Annotated in this window: 16 protein-coding genes and 1 pseudogene; 6 read left to right on the top strand and 11 right to left on the bottom strand. The window is 36.4% G+C overall.

The features are described 5' to 3' along the window. Nucleotides 1-2 precede the first annotated feature (2 nt). Nucleotides 3-878 carry a patatin-like phospholipase family protein gene (locus AC3EBE_RS06810; RefSeq protein WP_488594265.1) on the top strand — a complete coding sequence of 292 codons (876 nt, stop codon included), beginning with the start codon at nucleotides 3-5 and terminating at the stop codon, nucleotides 876-878. A 492-nt stretch (nucleotides 879-1,370) separates the two neighbouring features. Here AC3EBE_RS06810 and AC3EBE_RS06805 read toward each other — a convergent pair whose 3' ends face one another. Genes AC3EBE_RS06805 through AC3EBE_RS06795 form a run of 3 tightly spaced genes read right to left on the bottom strand, consistent with a single transcriptional unit; the run spans nucleotide 1,371 to nucleotide 5,055 of the window. Further along, complete coding sequence (locus tag AC3EBE_RS06805) at nucleotides 1,371-2,510, bottom strand: Ger(x)C family spore germination protein (RefSeq protein ID WP_488594496.1); 1,140 nt, start codon at nucleotides 2,508-2,510, stop codon at nucleotides 1,371-1,373. An 8-nt stretch (nucleotides 2,511-2,518) separates the two neighbouring features. Continuing rightward, the gene (locus AC3EBE_RS06800) at nucleotides 2,519-3,979 is read right to left on the bottom strand and encodes a spore germination protein (protein WP_488594264.1); all 1,461 of its coding nucleotides are present in this window, start codon (nucleotides 3,977-3,979) and stop codon (nucleotides 2,519-2,521) included. Then, nucleotides 3,979-5,055 carry a GerAB/ArcD/ProY family transporter gene (locus AC3EBE_RS06795; protein WP_488594263.1) on the bottom strand — a complete coding sequence of 359 codons (1,077 nt, stop codon included), beginning with the start codon at nucleotides 5,053-5,055 and terminating at the stop codon, nucleotides 3,979-3,981. Before AC3EBE_RS06795 ends, AC3EBE_RS06800 begins: the two co-directional genes overlap by 1 nt. A 580-nt stretch (nucleotides 5,056-5,635) precedes the next feature. On the opposite strand from AC3EBE_RS06795, the gene AC3EBE_RS06790 reads away from it, so the two are divergent. Next, a complete protein-coding gene (locus AC3EBE_RS06790; RefSeq protein ID WP_488594262.1) occupies nucleotides 5,636-6,127 on the top strand; it encodes a CBO0543 family protein in 492 nt (163 codons plus the stop codon). A gap of 42 nt (nucleotides 6,128-6,169) precedes the next feature. Here the strand turns inward: AC3EBE_RS06790 and AC3EBE_RS06785 are convergent, their stop codons facing one another. Then, the gene (locus tag AC3EBE_RS06785; protein ID WP_488594261.1) at nucleotides 6,170-6,943 is read right to left on the bottom strand and encodes a CPBP family intramembrane glutamic endopeptidase; all 774 of its coding nucleotides are present in this window, start codon (nucleotides 6,941-6,943) and stop codon (nucleotides 6,170-6,172) included. Between the two features lie 160 nt (nucleotides 6,944-7,103). On the opposite strand from AC3EBE_RS06785, the gene AC3EBE_RS06780 reads away from it, so the two are divergent. Continuing rightward, nucleotides 7,104-7,643, top strand: a complete 540-nt coding sequence (locus tag AC3EBE_RS06780; RefSeq protein ID WP_488594260.1) for a DUF4865 family protein — start codon at nucleotides 7,104-7,106, stop codon at nucleotides 7,641-7,643. Between the two features lie 214 nt (nucleotides 7,644-7,857). On the opposite strand, the gene AC3EBE_RS06775 is transcribed toward AC3EBE_RS06780, so the two are convergent. Then, on the bottom strand, nucleotides 7,858-8,421 hold the full coding sequence (locus tag AC3EBE_RS06775) for a group-specific protein (protein WP_488594259.1): 564 nt from the start codon (nucleotides 8,419-8,421) through the stop codon (nucleotides 7,858-7,860). 137 nt (nucleotides 8,422-8,558) lie between these two features. Then, entirely contained in the window at nucleotides 8,559-9,041 is a 483-nt protein-coding gene (locus AC3EBE_RS06770) for a hypothetical protein (protein WP_488594258.1), read from the bottom strand. A 343-nt stretch (nucleotides 9,042-9,384) separates the two neighbouring features. Between AC3EBE_RS06770 and AC3EBE_RS06765 the strand changes: the two are divergent. Next, nucleotides 9,385-10,619, top strand: a pseudogene (locus AC3EBE_RS06765) (IS110 family RNA-guided transposase). 226 nt (nucleotides 10,620-10,845) lie between these two features. Here AC3EBE_RS06765 and AC3EBE_RS06760 read toward each other — a convergent pair. The 4 genes from AC3EBE_RS06760 to AC3EBE_RS06745 all read right to left on the bottom strand — a co-directional run bounded on the left by AC3EBE_RS06760 (nucleotide 10,846) and on the right by AC3EBE_RS06745 (nucleotide 12,596). Then, a complete protein-coding gene (locus AC3EBE_RS06760; RefSeq protein ID WP_488594257.1) occupies nucleotides 10,846-11,334 on the bottom strand; it encodes a hypothetical protein in 489 nt (162 codons plus the stop codon). Between the two features lie 94 nt (nucleotides 11,335-11,428). Then, entirely contained in the window at nucleotides 11,429-11,773 is a 345-nt protein-coding gene (locus tag AC3EBE_RS06755; protein WP_488594256.1) for a short-chain dehydrogenase, read from the bottom strand. Between the two features lie 116 nt (nucleotides 11,774-11,889). Next, nucleotides 11,890-12,375 (bottom strand): hypothetical protein, encoded by a 486-nt coding sequence (locus AC3EBE_RS06750; protein WP_488594255.1) that lies wholly within the window; start codon nucleotides 12,373-12,375, stop codon nucleotides 11,890-11,892. Further along, entirely contained in the window at nucleotides 12,372-12,596 is a 225-nt protein-coding gene (locus AC3EBE_RS06745) for a DUF7336 domain-containing protein (protein ID WP_488594254.1), read from the bottom strand. Before AC3EBE_RS06745 ends, AC3EBE_RS06750 begins: the two co-directional genes overlap by 4 nt. Nucleotides 12,597-13,138: 542 nt before the next feature. Here AC3EBE_RS06745 and AC3EBE_RS06740 point away from each other — a divergent pair. Both AC3EBE_RS06740 and AC3EBE_RS06735 read left to right on the top strand, forming a co-directional pair. After that, the gene (locus AC3EBE_RS06740; protein ID WP_488594253.1) at nucleotides 13,139-13,708 is read left to right on the top strand and encodes a hypothetical protein; all 570 of its coding nucleotides are present in this window, start codon (nucleotides 13,139-13,141) and stop codon (nucleotides 13,706-13,708) included. Nucleotides 13,709-13,720: 12 nt separating this feature from the next. Then, a complete protein-coding gene (locus AC3EBE_RS06735; RefSeq protein ID WP_488594252.1) occupies nucleotides 13,721-14,611 on the top strand; it encodes a sigma-E factor regulatory protein RseB domain-containing protein in 891 nt (296 codons plus the stop codon). Nucleotides 14,612-14,788: 177 nt separating this feature from the next. Here the strand turns inward: AC3EBE_RS06735 and AC3EBE_RS06730 are convergent, their stop codons facing one another. After that, nucleotides 14,789-15,361, bottom strand: coding sequence for a hypothetical protein (locus AC3EBE_RS06730; protein WP_488594251.1), 573 nt, complete (start codon nucleotides 15,359-15,361; stop codon nucleotides 14,789-14,791). Nucleotides 15,362-15,569: the final 208 nt, after the last annotated feature.

Genomic DNA, 15,569 nt, shown 5'->3' with positions numbered 1-15,569 from the left:
GGATGATAAACAGCGGTCTGGTTCTTGAAGGCGGCGGTATGAGAGGTGTCTATACTGCTGGCGTTTTGGATTATTTTTTAGAGAAAGAATTATATTTCCCCTATGTCATAGGTGTCTCTGCAGGCGCGTGCCATGGCTCTTCTTACGTTGCAAGGCAGCATGGACGCAACCGCCAGGTGACCATTGATTATGTGGGACATCGCGATTACATCTCCTATCGCAACCTTCTTTTGAAAAAAGAACTTTTTGGAATGGATTTTATTTTCGATAAGCTGCCAAAGGAATTAGTACCCTTCGATTTTGATACCTTTAACAGCTCTACCGACCGATTTTTGATTGGAACAACAGATTGCTTCACTGGCGAGCCGGTTTACTTTGATAAAAGCGATTATCCTGAGGAGAACCTAAAGCTGATCAGGGCATCCAGTACCCTTCCATTCATGGCACCGGCTATTGAATTCGAGGGCAGAATCCTGATGGACGGCGGAATCGCTGACCCTATCCCAATCAGGAAAACAATAAGCGATGGCATTGAAAAGCCTGTGATCGTCCTGACCAAGCCGAGAGGATACCGTAAAAAGAAATCCTCATTTGGCTGGATACCGAGGTACGCTTTTAAACAATATCCAGGATTGACAAGAGCGCTAGAAACACGCTATCAGCTATACAATGATACATTGGACTATATTGAAGAACTAGAAGCGAAAAAAGAGGTGCTTGTCATCAGGCCTTCCCAGATCATGAAGGTTGGCCGGACAGAGCGGAATCCAGTTAAGCTTACACAGTTGTTTGAACTTGGGTATGAGGATGCGAAGAATGCCTTTGAAGAGATGGCAGAATGGTTAAACCCAGACTTATCTATGTTAATCCGCCAGTAAATACAATGTTGGCCTAAAAAGTGCGCCCGTTCTATGCGGGAAAAATAAAAACGGGTATGAATTCACACTGAATTCATACCCGTTTTTTCTTGGAATAATAAGGATCACAATTATGACAGTTTGACTCCAATTTTTTCCCTTTTCTCTTAAATTTTCCTCATTTCGTTCTCAGTCCTTTAGGATATCTCGTCTGCTGATGTGAAAACTAGTGCACATCGAGCTGTGTTTTTATTATATCGACGAATCTGGTATACATATCGACGAAAAACGAATTATATCGACGATTTTTAAATTATATCGACGAAAACCACCCGCTTATCGGCGAATTTTCAATTATATCGACGAATAGGAAATTCAGGCGGATTTTTTCCAGAAAACACTGATTCAAAGGAAAGCAAAAACCCTTTACAATTATCGTAAAAACCTATCCTTTCTCACTTGCTCTCCTTACTATGTGGCAATTCTAACTGTCAACGACAGCCAGACAAAGATTCAATCCAAGTCATCCATTTCAATCATCCTGTTTTTCAGGGCCCCTGAATGATTGATTTCAACATCTACTTTTACATCATGCAAAGTTGCCTTAGAAAGAACAGGGTTTTTATTCCAATCCCTCCAATTTTCACGAAATAGAACATGCTCCAGATTCAAGAAATCTGTATTCTCTTTTAACCCTAATTCAAACTGGCCCTCTATTTCTTCTTTGATAACTGTTTCACACAACTGCTTCATCCTATCCAGTTTAATGTCCTTGTTCTTGTCCCTATTCGCCAGATTTCCTTTTACATGCACAAACACATCAACCATTGAACCCTTAGTTTTAAATGTCACTTTCGGGTCTTCAAAAACGGTTAAAAATGATGGGCCCTGTTCATCGGGAATCAATACTTGAATCCTTTGCATTCTTGGAAGAGTCCACCTTATGCCCCTCAAATCTTCAGTCGAATAAAAGCCTTTGTATTGATCATTTTTTATAAAATATGCACCATTTAAATATAACTTTGGTTCGTTTTTTTTACTTTCTTTCCATTGGGTTTCATTAATTGATAATGAAGGAAGATAGGCAGTATACGCGGTTTCATAAAGCTCTCTCGAAAATTTATAAAACTGTTTAGGGGAGAGTCTGGAACTTTGCTGAAAAATCGATTCTGGATTATGCAATATAGTATTCAAAGAAGTCTGTCCAAAAAATCCTTTGGCTGAGAGGATATCCTCTATCGGTTCCTTCGTACCATAAACCCATGGTGTCAATCGAAACTCATGATAACGGGTCAGTCCATCGAAAATTTCCTGAAATCCCTGCTTTAATGCCTCTTCAGTAAGAACAATTGCTGTTACGTGTGCCCATACAAACCTTTCCTGAGCTGTCCTGTATATTTCAAAAAAGGAATCAATAAATATTTCCCCTTCAGACTCAGAAACCCACATCTTAGCTGGAGATGTATCCGAACCTTCTGTTTTCGCAACTTTCATTAAGTCTACCAATTGTATATAGGTGTAATACTTCCCATCTTTATAATCTACGCCTATTGCAGTAGCATAGTTCATATCCTGGGTTTCTTTTATATCAGTACATCCTGTCTGCAGGAAAATAATCAGACATACAAACGTAAGAACAATAGGTCTGCGCATGGCCAATATCACTTTCTCCCTCTTTTTAGCATTGATGCAGTGAAATTGTGTGTTTTGAATGGGTTGATCAGTAAAGCGGATAGAATCTCTTTTGGCTTTAGGGAGACAAGCGGCTCCATATAATAAAGCTTAAACGACTCTAACTGACACAGATAAATCAGGACTCCAAAAGCACTGATAAATAGCCCATAAACTCCTAAAAAGGTGGAAATCATCAAAGTAAAGAAACGAAGAATTGTTACAGTCCCTGATAATGACTGATTGACGAGAGTGTATGTCGCTACCGCGGTTAGCGCAATGATCACAATCACGGTTGGTGAAGCCAAGCCAGCCCTGATGGAAGCGTCTCCAATTACAAGACCGCCTACAATTGAAATAGTTTGTCCGACTGCTGTGGGCATCCGGACTCCCGCCTCTCTTAGTATTTCAAATAAAATCAGAATTAAAAATGCTTCCAATCCTCCTGGCAAAGGTAATCCCTGTCTAGAAACAACCACGGTCGCCAAAAGCGGAAAAGGCAGCTGATCTAAATTAACACTTGCAATGGCAATCCAAAATCCTGGAAGGAAAATCGCAATAAGAAGCCCTACCAACCGCAACATTCTCTGGAATAAAACAAAATAATACGGAAAATGAAGATCCTCAGGTGACTTTGTTAATTCTGTTAGATTAACCGGTCCTATCAAGACAATTGGTGAACCATCAACTGCGATAATAAACCTTCCCCGAAGCATGGATTCGATTGCAAAATCCGGACGAGATATGTAATCGAATAATGGAAATAAGGAAAGAGTACGATCCGAAAGCCATTGCTCCAGCTGTCCTGCACTTAACACACTTTCAGTGTCAATATTACTCAAGCGTTCTCTTACTTCCATTAATACATCCTGGTTTACTTTGTTAGTCAAATATAGAAGCGAAACCTTTGTTTGCGTCAATGTTCCTATTAAAAAAGATTCGTTGTAAAGCCTGGGGCTTTTAATCCTTTTTCTAATAAGAGAAATATTTGTGTTAATCTCCTCTGTGAAAGCATCCTTAGGTCCTTTGATTGAAGTTTCTGTTTTAGATTCCTCAGGGGTTCTCTTTGGAATATTGGCGATGTCAATTGCCCAAAAGTGCTTTTTTCTCTCCTGAAAGAAAACAAGGAAGCCTGAAAATACTTTTTCAATCATTGCCGACACACTGTAAATCGCCAATACTGGAGGCAAATCCCTTTGTTGATCCAGCGGTTTCCCCTTATCCAACAAAAAGGTGTAGACACTATTAAAATAATCATTTAACTGGCTTCCATCTACCATTCCTTCACAATACATAACCGTGAAGGATTGCTCAATTTGCATAAATTTTGTTACCTTTACATCAGAATAACTTTTCAAGAATTCCTGAAGGAAAATTCCATCCATTTTTTCCGAGGCCAATGCTTTTTCGGCAATACATATTTTTTCAGATAACTGCTGATCCAGCTCCATTACATAGACACCTTCTTCCTTTTCGGCAAAAACCCAATAATTAGGAAAATAGCAGATAGGACCAATCCACTTACGAACATTACAGGGTAGTAATAACTGCCGACAATCCTTTGAAGCAATAGATCGCTCATTGGAACGATTGAAATAACCGAAAATAGACCTCCACTGGCAAATAAAGAAAACATTTTTATTTTTCCAGATTTAATATTCAATATATCAATCAACAAAAACAAACTTAAGGAAACTTTAACGAACGAACCTGATAAAAATTGAAAAACTGCCAAGAAATCCAGATGTGAAACTTGTCTTCCCAATTGAACAAGCCTCCATTGCTCAAATGCCGGGAAACGAAAATTCGCTGCTACATGGGGGCCAAAAGAGGCAATCGAGCCAGTTGTAGGACCACCTACAAGCATTAAAACCACCGTCATTAAAATGAGTAAATGCGAATACTTAAATTGCTTTTGAAGTTTATCCTGTATCAGGAACAATACGAGCAAATCCATACTTCCGCCAAGGACTATAACGGTACCCTCAACAACTGGATGCAACCCATGCATCATTATCGGGAAAAGCAGCGAATATTCCTTCTTATATAATGTCGATAATGCTACAAAATAACCCAAACACCACACAATTGGCAGTAAGATAACCGCTGAAAACAAAATTGTCCTAAAACCACTGTAAGCGGCCCATATGCAAAGAAAAAGAAAGCAAAAAGTGACAATCCAACCAGGAGTATTAGGAAGAAAATATATTTTAATCATGAGAATAAAATCATAAGATGAAAGAGTGCCAGAAACCAAAAAATAAAGAGAAAAAATCAGGATGATCCCTCTTGAAATCAGCTTCCCCGCTCTTTCTTGTACCCACTTAAAAAATTTCTCCCCATTCATCTTTCGGAAAAGGAAAATGAGCAAGTAACTCCAAATTAAAATGATTGCATAAGCAGCAATGACACTCAGCCAGGCATCACGCTTCGCCACTCTTAAAAGGTGAGGAAGAATCATCACATGGTTTGAAATACCTGTAAATAATATAATCAAGAAAGATATTTGCAGCCTTGAAAATTTCATAGGAGACCCCACTCTTTAACTAATAAAGATAATTTTTGCCATTTCAAAGAAATTATTCACTCAGAACCTGTCATGTACATAACGAAAATATCATCGAAATATAAATCATTGATTTTCACTGCAAAAATCAAGATGAAAGTACAGAGATAATACTGTAGGAACAGGATGGCAATTTACGCAATTGACATTGTCCTTTATTTTTTTGGTTTGAGTAAACAAAAAACTGCTTGGAGTATACACTCCAAGCATTCATTCATTTATATCAATGATTACTTATTTCCTCAAAATATCTATTTAAATGTCTCTATTTTACCTTCTTCTTTTTCAGAAAGGCGGACTTCACCTTTTACATTAGCTGTTTTCTCTTTCTCTTCACCTTTCTTAAATCCGACCCTTGCAGCGAAAATATAAAGGTTGGAGTTCTTCTCATTCCAACCCCCTCCTTTTAATGGTATCTATGTTTCAATTACATAACAGATTCAAAAATCCATTTCTTAGCTATTTTTATTTTGGCGAATAGGCTGTGGAATAGCAGGGGAAATTATTATAGATTTTGACTCAGGACAAAGGGGGAGTATATGTGCGAACAAAGAATATTCCATTTTACTTTTTAATTCTAACATCCATAACAGGGCTTATTCTGCTTCCTTTTGCAATCGTAAAGCGTCCCTTCAAGGACTGGGTCATCGTGTATTTAGTAAGTTTTATTGGAAATTATATGGCGGATCATTACCTTGTTTCAAAGGGATACTTAAAATACAAAGAGAAGCTGTTCCCGAAATACAAAATCCATCTTCCCTTCGATTTTATCCATTACCCATTAATGCTGCTTTATTATAATCAATGGACATTGAACAGCAACTTTGCTGGTATGCTTCTAAAGCTTTTTCCTTTCGTCCTTCCGCAAATATTGTTAGAAACTTTGGCTGCGAAAAAAACACGGCTCATTACTTGGAGAAAAGGCTGGACCTGGTACCACTCATTATTCAGCTTGGTATTAAAGCTGTTAATTTGCAGATCGATTATTGGAATCATTAGAGTGATTAATAAACGAGATATATCATTACATTAATTTGGTTATGCATTCAATGTTCGCTAATTAACTATGCAAAAACTAAACAATCCAGCCGCTTAAAACCATCCCCATATTTATTACATAATGGTGGATGATTGCAGGGTATATACTCTTCGACTTTAAGACAAGAAGTGCATAATATAATCCTGCAAAGGAAAAGGAAAGACTCACAATCATCGGCATTCCTATGGCAAGATGCAGTAATCCGAAGCCGATACTCGTAACAATCACTGCAAAATGAAGAGATACATATTTTTGCAGACTTGATAATAACAGCCCTCTCCAGATTACTTCTTCACATAAAGCATTAATCAGAGAAAAGAATAATCCAAACAGCAAGAGAGCTTTTAACTCTTCAAACTCCTGGCGAAAAATAAACGGTGCAAACACGAGTACCGCAGCGAATATTCCTGTTAACCAAAAGTTCAGGACACTCACAGTATGAAAAGGGAGTTTAATCCTCTCCCTCCATTTGGGCTTTTGATGATAGATAGAAATCTCCTTTTTACCCAAACGAAGGGCTGCCACTAATGAAACAATAATTATAAGCAGCAAACATCTGTTTAAAAGAATCTTAATTTCCTTAGTAATGTCAAATTTGTCTATCACACTATCCATGATTTGAAATAGCGAAAAACTGATTAGAAATGCTAAAAGAATAGAAGAAAGAAAACGTGAATTCCCTTTTTTTAAGTAGATTAAGATTACTGAGGAAAGCATGATTACAGCGAATATCCACATTTTATAGGAGGTAAAAATAATGGACGAAAAAAACAATAGAGATATTAGATATTCGGCCTTTATTTTAAACAACTGATTCACCAACTGTTCAGTATTTTTCTTCCATGAGGGTATGAACTGGGTTTAAGCTTCACTTCCCCCTATTCGTGTAGTGATTAATTTAATTATATCACCTAAATATACCTTTTAAGGAATATTATGTATTATGTAAAAAGGATAGGAGTGATATTACATGATTGCGACACAGTATAAAATCAGTTTACCAGCGGATTATGATATGGAAATCATCAGGGAACGGGTCAGGAACAATGGCCATAAGACGGATGGTTTTAAAGATTTGAAGTTTAAGCTCTATTTGATCACGGAAAAAGGTCTGAACGGCAATTTGCAAAATAGCTATTGCCCTTTGTATTTATGGGAGAGCAATGAGGGGCTTAATGAGTTCCTTTTTAATGGCTATTATGACAATGTCCTCCGCTCATTCGGCTGGCAGCGCGTTGAAGTTGGAATCCCCCTTTTTGACACTACAACAGCTAAAATTTCTGAGGCGAAATACTGTCTTCAAACAACCAATACCATAAAGCCTCATGAAAGTCTGACTACAGTCAGAGAATACATCCAAGAGCACATACCAAAAATAGCTGAAGCTGAAAATGTCGTCATCTACAACCCTGAAAAATGGCAATATGATGTGGTTTATTTTTTAAACGACCTGGAACATGTAAAGGATTTCGATGGTGTCATATATAAAATCCTGCATGTGTCACAATAAAGGCAATGAAAACTCTCAATAAAGGGTTCAAATTTGGACTAATAAATTCGTATTAACACTACTTTTCACACAGTATTTCACATTTGAACTCGCAATCAATTTAGTAAGTAGGTTTAACATAGGAAAATGCTTGGATTGTCTCCAAGCATTTTTCGTACAATATTTTATTTAGCATTCGCACCCTATAGTTTAAGTACTATTATTCACAATCTAACTATTTGAGTTCATTCCAAGTTATTATTTCGACATTACCAATTTCAACTTCTCCAAGGCTTAAAAAATGTGGTACGTAATGAAACAACCCGAATCTCTTGCCTTTTCTGCTTTCTTCTCTGTAATATTCTGATGTAGCTGATGGTACTCCGGTAAGTTCTTTATAATCTTCAAGATCCACTATCTTAATTTGATCTTCCACGATAGGTTCCGCTGGACCTTTATATTTTTCTTTGGAGTAAAAATAGATAGCATTTTGATTGTTTTTTAGATTTTGAATAGGAATTTTAAAAAAGGGCTGTTTTTTTTTAGTATTAATTCCTAAAGCTGTAATTTCTTGATAAACGTAATGAGGATGCAAAGGCAGGAAATGTAAAACATCATTCCATAAACAATTTAGTTTAGGAACTTGTCTGTTAAGCAGTTTGGATCTCTCAGGATGGTCAAAATACTTTTTAATATATACTTCATACAATTGAGGATACGGATTCTTCAAAGAATTTAAGGGGATCAATTTGTCTCCTTCCATATCATTAGGTACCATATGATACACATATTGTTTCATAAATAAGACCTCCGTTTCTTGCCAAATTCTAGAATCAACCTTTATTTACCTGCCACCTTATGACACTAAACTGGGGCGTTTGTTCAATAAAGACTTCAACAAAAAAGGCGGTTAATCGTTCTGGATCAACGCACCCGTTAATTGCCATAGAGATAATTGTACCTTCTAAACAAAGAGTTTTTTCTTTTGTTACTTGGTTCCTTATAATGGTCTGTGAACCCGGTATCTAAAGATATTCTCCCCAATCCCTCTCTTACCCCAAAGGTGTATGTTCCTGGGACAAAAGGGAATTCCCCTACTTCCCATTTTGCATCTTTCTTATTTTGCACAACTACTTCTCCAAAATATATTGCCATTACTTTTTCAAATTCATTTCTATCTAATCCAATCCTAATAAATTCATCCTTTTCGTATAGCTCAAAGTACCATTTTTCTAAGCTTTTTAAGCTTTCAACTTTATAATCAACTTTGAAAATACCGAAATCTCGGCTAATCAATTCGAGTTGCTTTAATAATTCATCTTTATAATTAATAAAAAAGGTCTCTGCTTCTATTATATCTTCGAATTGACGAAGCTTTTTTCCATATTCAATTGCAACCTTTAATCCCGTATTAGACATCCAAAGTCTCCTTTGTTCTTAGTTTTATATCTACTTTTTATATATTCAGCAATTTAAAGTAAACTCCTTCTTCAACTAACCTGCCCCGTTCGTATTATAAGGTCATCCAGAAAAGAAAATATTTCTGGTTGACCTATTTCTATATGGTCTTATTATAACGGTAGCCGGGTAAAACGTAACTGCCCGTGGGACCTGGATCCCGTCAGCTAAACAGTTTGCCCCCTACTTGTAGAAACATGATTGAGGCTGGTTGGGACATAGATCTCGTATAACAAGCGAAGCTGTGACACTGCAAGAAGAAAAAGGGGTACCGGCAAAATAAGAGATTAGGAGATGATACAGGATGAATCCAGTCGTAGGTCTGGATATTTCAAAGGGGGAAAGTCAGGTTCAAGCTTTTTTAGATAAAGGCAAACCATTTCGTAAGAGCTTTAAAGTATCTCATACTCTTGAGGGGCTTGGGTTACTTGTGGAATTTCTAGAACTTGTGCAAAATGAAACAGGCAAGAAGCCTCCTGTGATACTAGAAGCAACCGGGCACTATCAAACACCAGTTGTCCAATATCTAGAGGAACGTGGGTATTTATTAATCATTATTAACCCTTTAATTTCTTACAAGGCAAAGAGTTCAAGCTTAAGGAAAGTTAAGACTGATGCCGTGGATGCTTACCACCTCTGTGAGTTGTTTTACAAAGAGGAGTTAGAGCCGTATAAAAAGCGAGGGGTTCAGCTTTTAAACCTTCGTAACCTTACAAGACAACACAAGAATATTCAGGAGTCATGATTCAGACAAAGCTTCAGTTCCAGGCTATTCTAGATCAAGTATTTCCTGAATATAGAGGAGTCTTCGGTGATTTATATTCTGTGGTATCCCTCTTAACATTAAAGGAGTTTCCGTCATCTGAGGACATATTAGAGGCAAGTGATGACACACTCTCAAATAGGATCAAGGAATTATGTAAAAGCCGCTCAATCAGATGGGCCAATGAAAAAGCCTTACAACTAAAAGTGGCGGCAGCTCGTAATCCCTTTGAAAAGACAGTCTATCAGAGTCATATTTTAAGCTTAGGTTTGTACATTGACATTATTCTTCAATACAAAGAGCACCTATCCACGTTGGAGTTTGAGATAGATGCCCTCGCTAAAGAAGTTGAAGAATATAATATCATCAAATCTATCCCTGGTATCGGTGAAAAGATCGCGGCAACGATTATTTCCGAAATTGGTGAGATAGATCGATTTACTGACCCTAAAAAGCTCGTGGCTTTCGCTGGAGTAGACCCTAGTGTTTTCGAATCTGGCAAGTTTACTGCCACCAAAAATCGAATCACCAAAAGAGGTTCCAGCAGGCTGCGCCACGCTTTATATATGGCTGTTCGTTGTGCTATACGCGACTGTCGCAAGAGCAAAACAAGCGATGAAATCATTCCTCGAAATAAGAAATTACGACAGTTCTATGAAAAGAAACGCGAGGAAGGAAAACCATTTAAAGTAGCAGTCATTGCTTGTGTAAATAAGCTCTTACACTGGATATTTGCCCTATTAAAAAACAGAACAACTTTCCAAGATATAGCTTAGAAACAACATCTAACTAAATAACGAAAAACCTTCCAATTCAAAGAATATGAAGGTTATTTGGTATACCCTTTTTTAGTATATCACGTTGAATTTCGTTATTTTAATGAAAAATATTGACAAACTATTAGCTGGTTTTGCTTAAGAAGATGATTCTAAAAAATAGCGTTAATCCTCCTGGATTAACACAGCAACTATAATGATTATGAGTCTCATCCCTATAACTTAGTTAGTCAAGGTAAGGAGATTTGACTTTCTCAACGAATAACCCAGTTTCTTGAACCTTTTTATGAGCTCTAGGACAATCCTTATATGCTCCAATGTACATATAATAATCGTATCCAAAATGAACAAAGAAATCTTTTTTATAGCTTAATTTGCACCAAATTGCATTACGCAATGTTAATTTTGCTAACTCTCTAATTTCATGAGTTGATACTCCTTTGCCCACCCACACTTTGGTTAAAAAACTTGAAGCGTTTTGATTTCGAACCTCCTCGGACCATAACTCCAAATCACTTAAGTGAACCCGGTTAATTCCCAACTCCTCCATAAAAGAAATAATGGCGTTCACGTAGTTTAATTCCGTTAATAAGTAGTCTTCTTCACTAACTTTAGTTCCTACCTCTGAATAACTAGTCCATTCCTTCTCATCTAGATAATTACCACTTTCATCCCGGTTTAAAGGATTATATTTAGTTACCCTCCAAGAAATCAATTCACACACCTACTTTATTAGCTATTTTTAGTAGTTATCGTAAAAGTGAAACAATACTGCATCGTTGTTAAATTAGAAATGAACACAAAAAGAATTATACTCCAAAATGTATCATGTATTTATTTTCTTCCTTTGCCTGTATTATCTTTGCAGCCAATTCAACATGTACATCTGACTTTTTATATAATGGTGAGGATGTAACCACGTAATAGAATAATGATAAAGATTCTAGAGGGATGATTGTAATTCCATAATAAGCTAAACCTTTCCCTGGGCGATCAAGCGAATGAAAGTAGGTCCTTACGTTAGATAATTGGTCATATAAGGAATCAATAATCTCATCATCAACAGAAATACATTTGTGTTTTAGTGGTTCATAAACATATTCGCTTTTTATATTAACAACATGATCAATTATTCCAAATTCATGAACAGGCATTATTATCAGCCTCCTTGTTGAGCTAACCTGCCCCGTTTGTTCAATAAGGAGTTCAACAAAAAAGGCCGTTAAGCCTGCTTGGATCAACGTACCTGTTAGTTGAAGAGGGGTGTATCTCAGTGGTTTTTCAGGTAAAGTTTAAATTCCTTATAAATATGTTCAATCTTTCCATTAGATATGAGTTTAGGATTGCTACCAATGCATTGTTCAAGGGTTTTTATTAAATTGTATAGTTTGCAACTTTCTTCAAAAATTAATTCTGTTTTCAAATCGTACCCTTTTTCATAAATGTTAATGGTCACGTTTTTATCATCGATTAATTTAAATTCCCATCTGTATTCAATGGGTTCATCTAACATAGCAAAATTAATGTCCTTCCTCGGAAATAAAGACAGATTCGGTACTATCTGATAAACAGCATTTAGTAATTCCTCTAAAGGATTATTGAATAGGTAGGAGCATACAAACTCAAATTTATTTTTATCAGTAGCAATAAAGCCTGAAGCCCAGGTATCACCAGTAGTGTATTTATATTGAAAATCAATATTATAGGACATCAACACCAACCCCTTTGTTTCACAATCCTGCTCCTTTAGCTTCATAAACCGAATCCTTCTTCCCAATAACTCTTATCGATTTCGTATTTATCAATATAAAAGCAATCAATTGGGTGGTCCTTAAATCCAGGCAGTTTTTTAAATTCTTGCATCACTTTTTTAGCTTTTTCTCTTGAGGAATACATACCTATTATTTTTACTTCTTCAAACATTTCACCTTCAAATTGATATTCATATCTATGTTGTAAAAGATATATATGCTTCAAAGGAATTCCCCCCCAAAAAAACTGTTATTATAATATTTCTTCTTCCACTAACCTGCCCCTTTAGTTCAAAAGAAAATGCTACCGTAATAAGTAGCCAATTCTTTAGGAAAGGTCCAGTTTTATAATAAAGATCTTCAAGAGATTTTACTCTTAATATCTTCGATAAGTGAAGGCTTTAACTCAGTACAAGATTATCTGTTTGGTATAATAAGAAAATAATTGGTATAAAGTTACAAAATTAGTATAATTAGGGTAATCTGTGAAAGTGAGGAGTGTTAATAAACAGTACGGGTAAATGTTCTTATTCTTAAGCATTACAAACGTGGAATCTCCTGACTATATCCAGGAACTTATCCTTCTTATCAGTCTATGGTCAATCTATAAAGAATACTGAATAGACATTGAGGATTAGTAAACTCACATCTAACATGCCTGAGCCAAAAAACTAAAACTTGTTTCTGTAACCTTTTGTAATTTATTTACGACAAATTTTTGATGGTGGAAAATTTTTGTTAAATTTCCAACCATCTAGGAGGATATGTATGAAAAGATTATTAGCAATACTTATGATTCTACCCTTACTTGGAGTATCCTCTCCAGTTGGAGCTCAGGATCATGGCACACACCCACAGTTTGGATCCTGCACGAGTGGCGCAACTTACATTATGGATAACGACCACGGGGCTATTAATTCAACATATAACAGGTATAATGGTCCGTGGACTTACGAAAGTGGAAGTAACTCATACAACGGGGATCACCGCTATATTGTCGCTCCAGCTCCATCGACTTCCAATTACGAATGGCAATTTAAAGATTGCGCTTCTTTATACGGGAAAATGTCTGTTTATATTTGGAACACAAAGTTTTACAACCCAAATGTCCACTACCGCAACTCATATTGGTATGCTACTGGAGCAACCACTTATGATAGAACAATTGTAATGAATGCTTATTTAGATCAAGGTACCGCTCCAGGAGGATGGAATGTAGTTGGTAAGAGCTCACAAGCTAAAACAGGCCACTTAGAAATCCAAGTTTATTCTTCAGCTTCTTATGGATCCGGCGGAATTGGAGCAGATGCTGCAAAGGTTTATTATAGTACAAACTAAGGGGGAAATTAAATGCGAAAAATTCTTGCTGGAGTCGCTCTGACAGGTATTGTTGGAATCGTTGGTATCTTAGGTGCTGCCGTATGGCAGGAAAGCGAACCAATCGTAAAAAAAGAAAGCTATAAGGTGAGTGCTCAAAGCACAAATCTTGAACCAAAGACCAAAGAAATTGAAAACCCACTTAATTTAGAAAGCAAAAAAGATGTTCAGGAAAGATTGCTTAACAGCTACCACTTCTTTGATAAAGCCAAAGGTACTTTTACTTTCTTCACGAAAAATAGTGGGATGAATGTCAAAGTAGATTATCACCTAAAGTGGAATGACAAAAAATTGCAATACCATACCAAAGTCGCTGATGTTGATGGTCAGATTGGTCACGAACTAGGCTTCTCAAATGCACAGTTTACTAGTGTAGATCATGGAGGAAAATCCTTCGAATCGTTCAAATGGGATATTCCTAATAAGGGAGAATTCAAGGAAATTGAAGATGTTTATGTTCTCAACTCTGACGGAACAAAAGAGTACTATTATCCATTAACGAATATCAACCTTGGTTTGGCTGAGAAATCCCTTCATGCTAAGGAGATAGCTGTTGGTTTCCTAGAAGACCATGAACTTTGGAATGTAACTGGCACAGAAAAACTTCTAGACAGAGAAGCGGTAGTTATTCGAGGAAAATTCGCAAATTACTATCAGGAAAAGCTGGGTGCTTTTCTTTTTAGCCTTTGGATGGATAAGAATACCGGCATATTACTTAAATATGAACTTTATGATGAAAAAGGTGCTGTAACGGATAAGCTAGAAACAGTGGATATCAAAATTAATGACGACCTAAAAGTGAAAGATTTATCTAAAGAAATTCCGAGTAATTATAAAGCTTATAAACCTAACCAGGGTTCTTAATCGAACAAAAAAACCCCTAAGACTGTAATGGTTTTAGGGGCTTTTTTAGTTAAATCAAAGGATTGCCTTTAAATGACGACCTTCATGCAACAATCCTTATTTAACTAACCTGCCCCGTTTGTTCAATAAGAAGTTCAACAAAAAAGGTGGTTAATCCTTCCAGGATCAACACACCTGTTAGTTAAACAAAATTTCAACTTTCTCCCTTAGACCACCAACTTTTTTAATCATTACTATTGGATATTCTTTTGATACTTTTCCTCCTGCCTCTTCTTCAAATACCTTATAATCGTTCAATGTATTCCAAAAATGTTCTGCCCCATCTAAAATGGCTTGAAGGAACTCTCTTTTAGGTAGTACAGCATGACTATGAACCTTATTAGGTGCCCATTCATCTTCGATGGAAAACGTTAAAAAATGACTGTCTAATGATTTCATTTTAATGAAAATGGGGTCAATACCATACATAATCTCTACCTTTTCACCGTCTATATAGGTCTCAATTGCAGCCATATAATCCTCCCATAAATCTAAACCACTTAGACCATCTGTTCCTACAATAATTTCATTCTTATATGTAATGGTAATAAGCATTTGAATATGTCTTGGGGTGAATTTTCTATGCTGAATATACTCCCTAAATTTTATGGAGTCATTCAAGGATACATATTTTGCTTCAGGATTTTTTGAATAATAAGGATCTGTATAGTTATAACTATGTAACTCTAAGAACGTTCTTATTTCAAACATGGGTAAACTCCTTCAAGAATGTTTTTTACATCTATTTAGCTTAAACTCCTTCAACTAACCTGCCCTGTTCGTATTATAAGGTCATCCAGATATGCAAATATTTCTGGTTGACCTTTTTTTATATGGTCTTATTATAACGGTAGCCGGGGTAAAACGTAACTGCCCGTGGGACCTGGATCCCGTCAGCTAAACAGTTTGCCCCCTACTT

The sequence above is a fragment of the Mesobacillus sp. genome (assembly GCF_057785455.1).
Note: the sequence above shows the minus strand (reverse complement) of the source record. Positions and strands in the feature narration are given on the sequence as shown.

Coding starts and splice junctions, on each gene's coding strand:
- AC3EBE_RS06735 (WP_488594252.1), top strand. CDS start 13,721: ATGCGAAAAATTCTTGCTGGAGTCGCTCTGACAGGTATTGTTGGAATC.
- AC3EBE_RS06795 (WP_488594263.1), bottom strand. CDS start 5,055: ATGAAATTTTCAAGGCTGCAAATATCTTTCTTGATTATATTATTTACA.
- AC3EBE_RS06750 (WP_488594255.1), bottom strand. CDS start 12,375: ATGAAGCTAAAGGAGCAGGATTGTGAAACAAAGGGGTTGGTGTTGATG.
- AC3EBE_RS06740 (WP_488594253.1), top strand. CDS start 13,139: ATGAAAAGATTATTAGCAATACTTATGATTCTACCCTTACTTGGAGTA.
- AC3EBE_RS06775 (WP_488594259.1), bottom strand. CDS start 8,421: ATGAAACAATATGTGTATCATATGGTACCTAATGATATGGAAGGAGAC.
- AC3EBE_RS06770 (WP_488594258.1), bottom strand. CDS start 9,041: ATGTCTAATACGGGATTAAAGGTTGCAATTGAATATGGAAAAAAGCTT.
- AC3EBE_RS06805 (WP_488594496.1), bottom strand. CDS start 2,510: ATGCGCAGACCTATTGTTCTTACGTTTGTATGTCTGATTATTTTCCTG.
- AC3EBE_RS06780 (WP_488594260.1), top strand. CDS start 7,104: ATGATTGCGACACAGTATAAAATCAGTTTACCAGCGGATTATGATATG.
- AC3EBE_RS06800 (WP_488594264.1), bottom strand. CDS start 3,979: ATGGAGCTGGATCAGCAGTTATCTGAAAAAATATGTATTGCCGAAAAA.
- AC3EBE_RS06755 (WP_488594256.1), bottom strand. CDS start 11,773: ATGCCTGTTCATGAATTTGGAATAATTGATCATGTTGTTAATATAAAA.
- AC3EBE_RS06810 (WP_488594265.1), top strand. CDS start 3: ATGATAAACAGCGGTCTGGTTCTTGAAGGCGGCGGTATGAGAGGTGTC.
- AC3EBE_RS06730 (WP_488594251.1), bottom strand. CDS start 15,361: ATGTTTGAAATAAGAACGTTCTTAGAGTTACATAGTTATAACTATACA.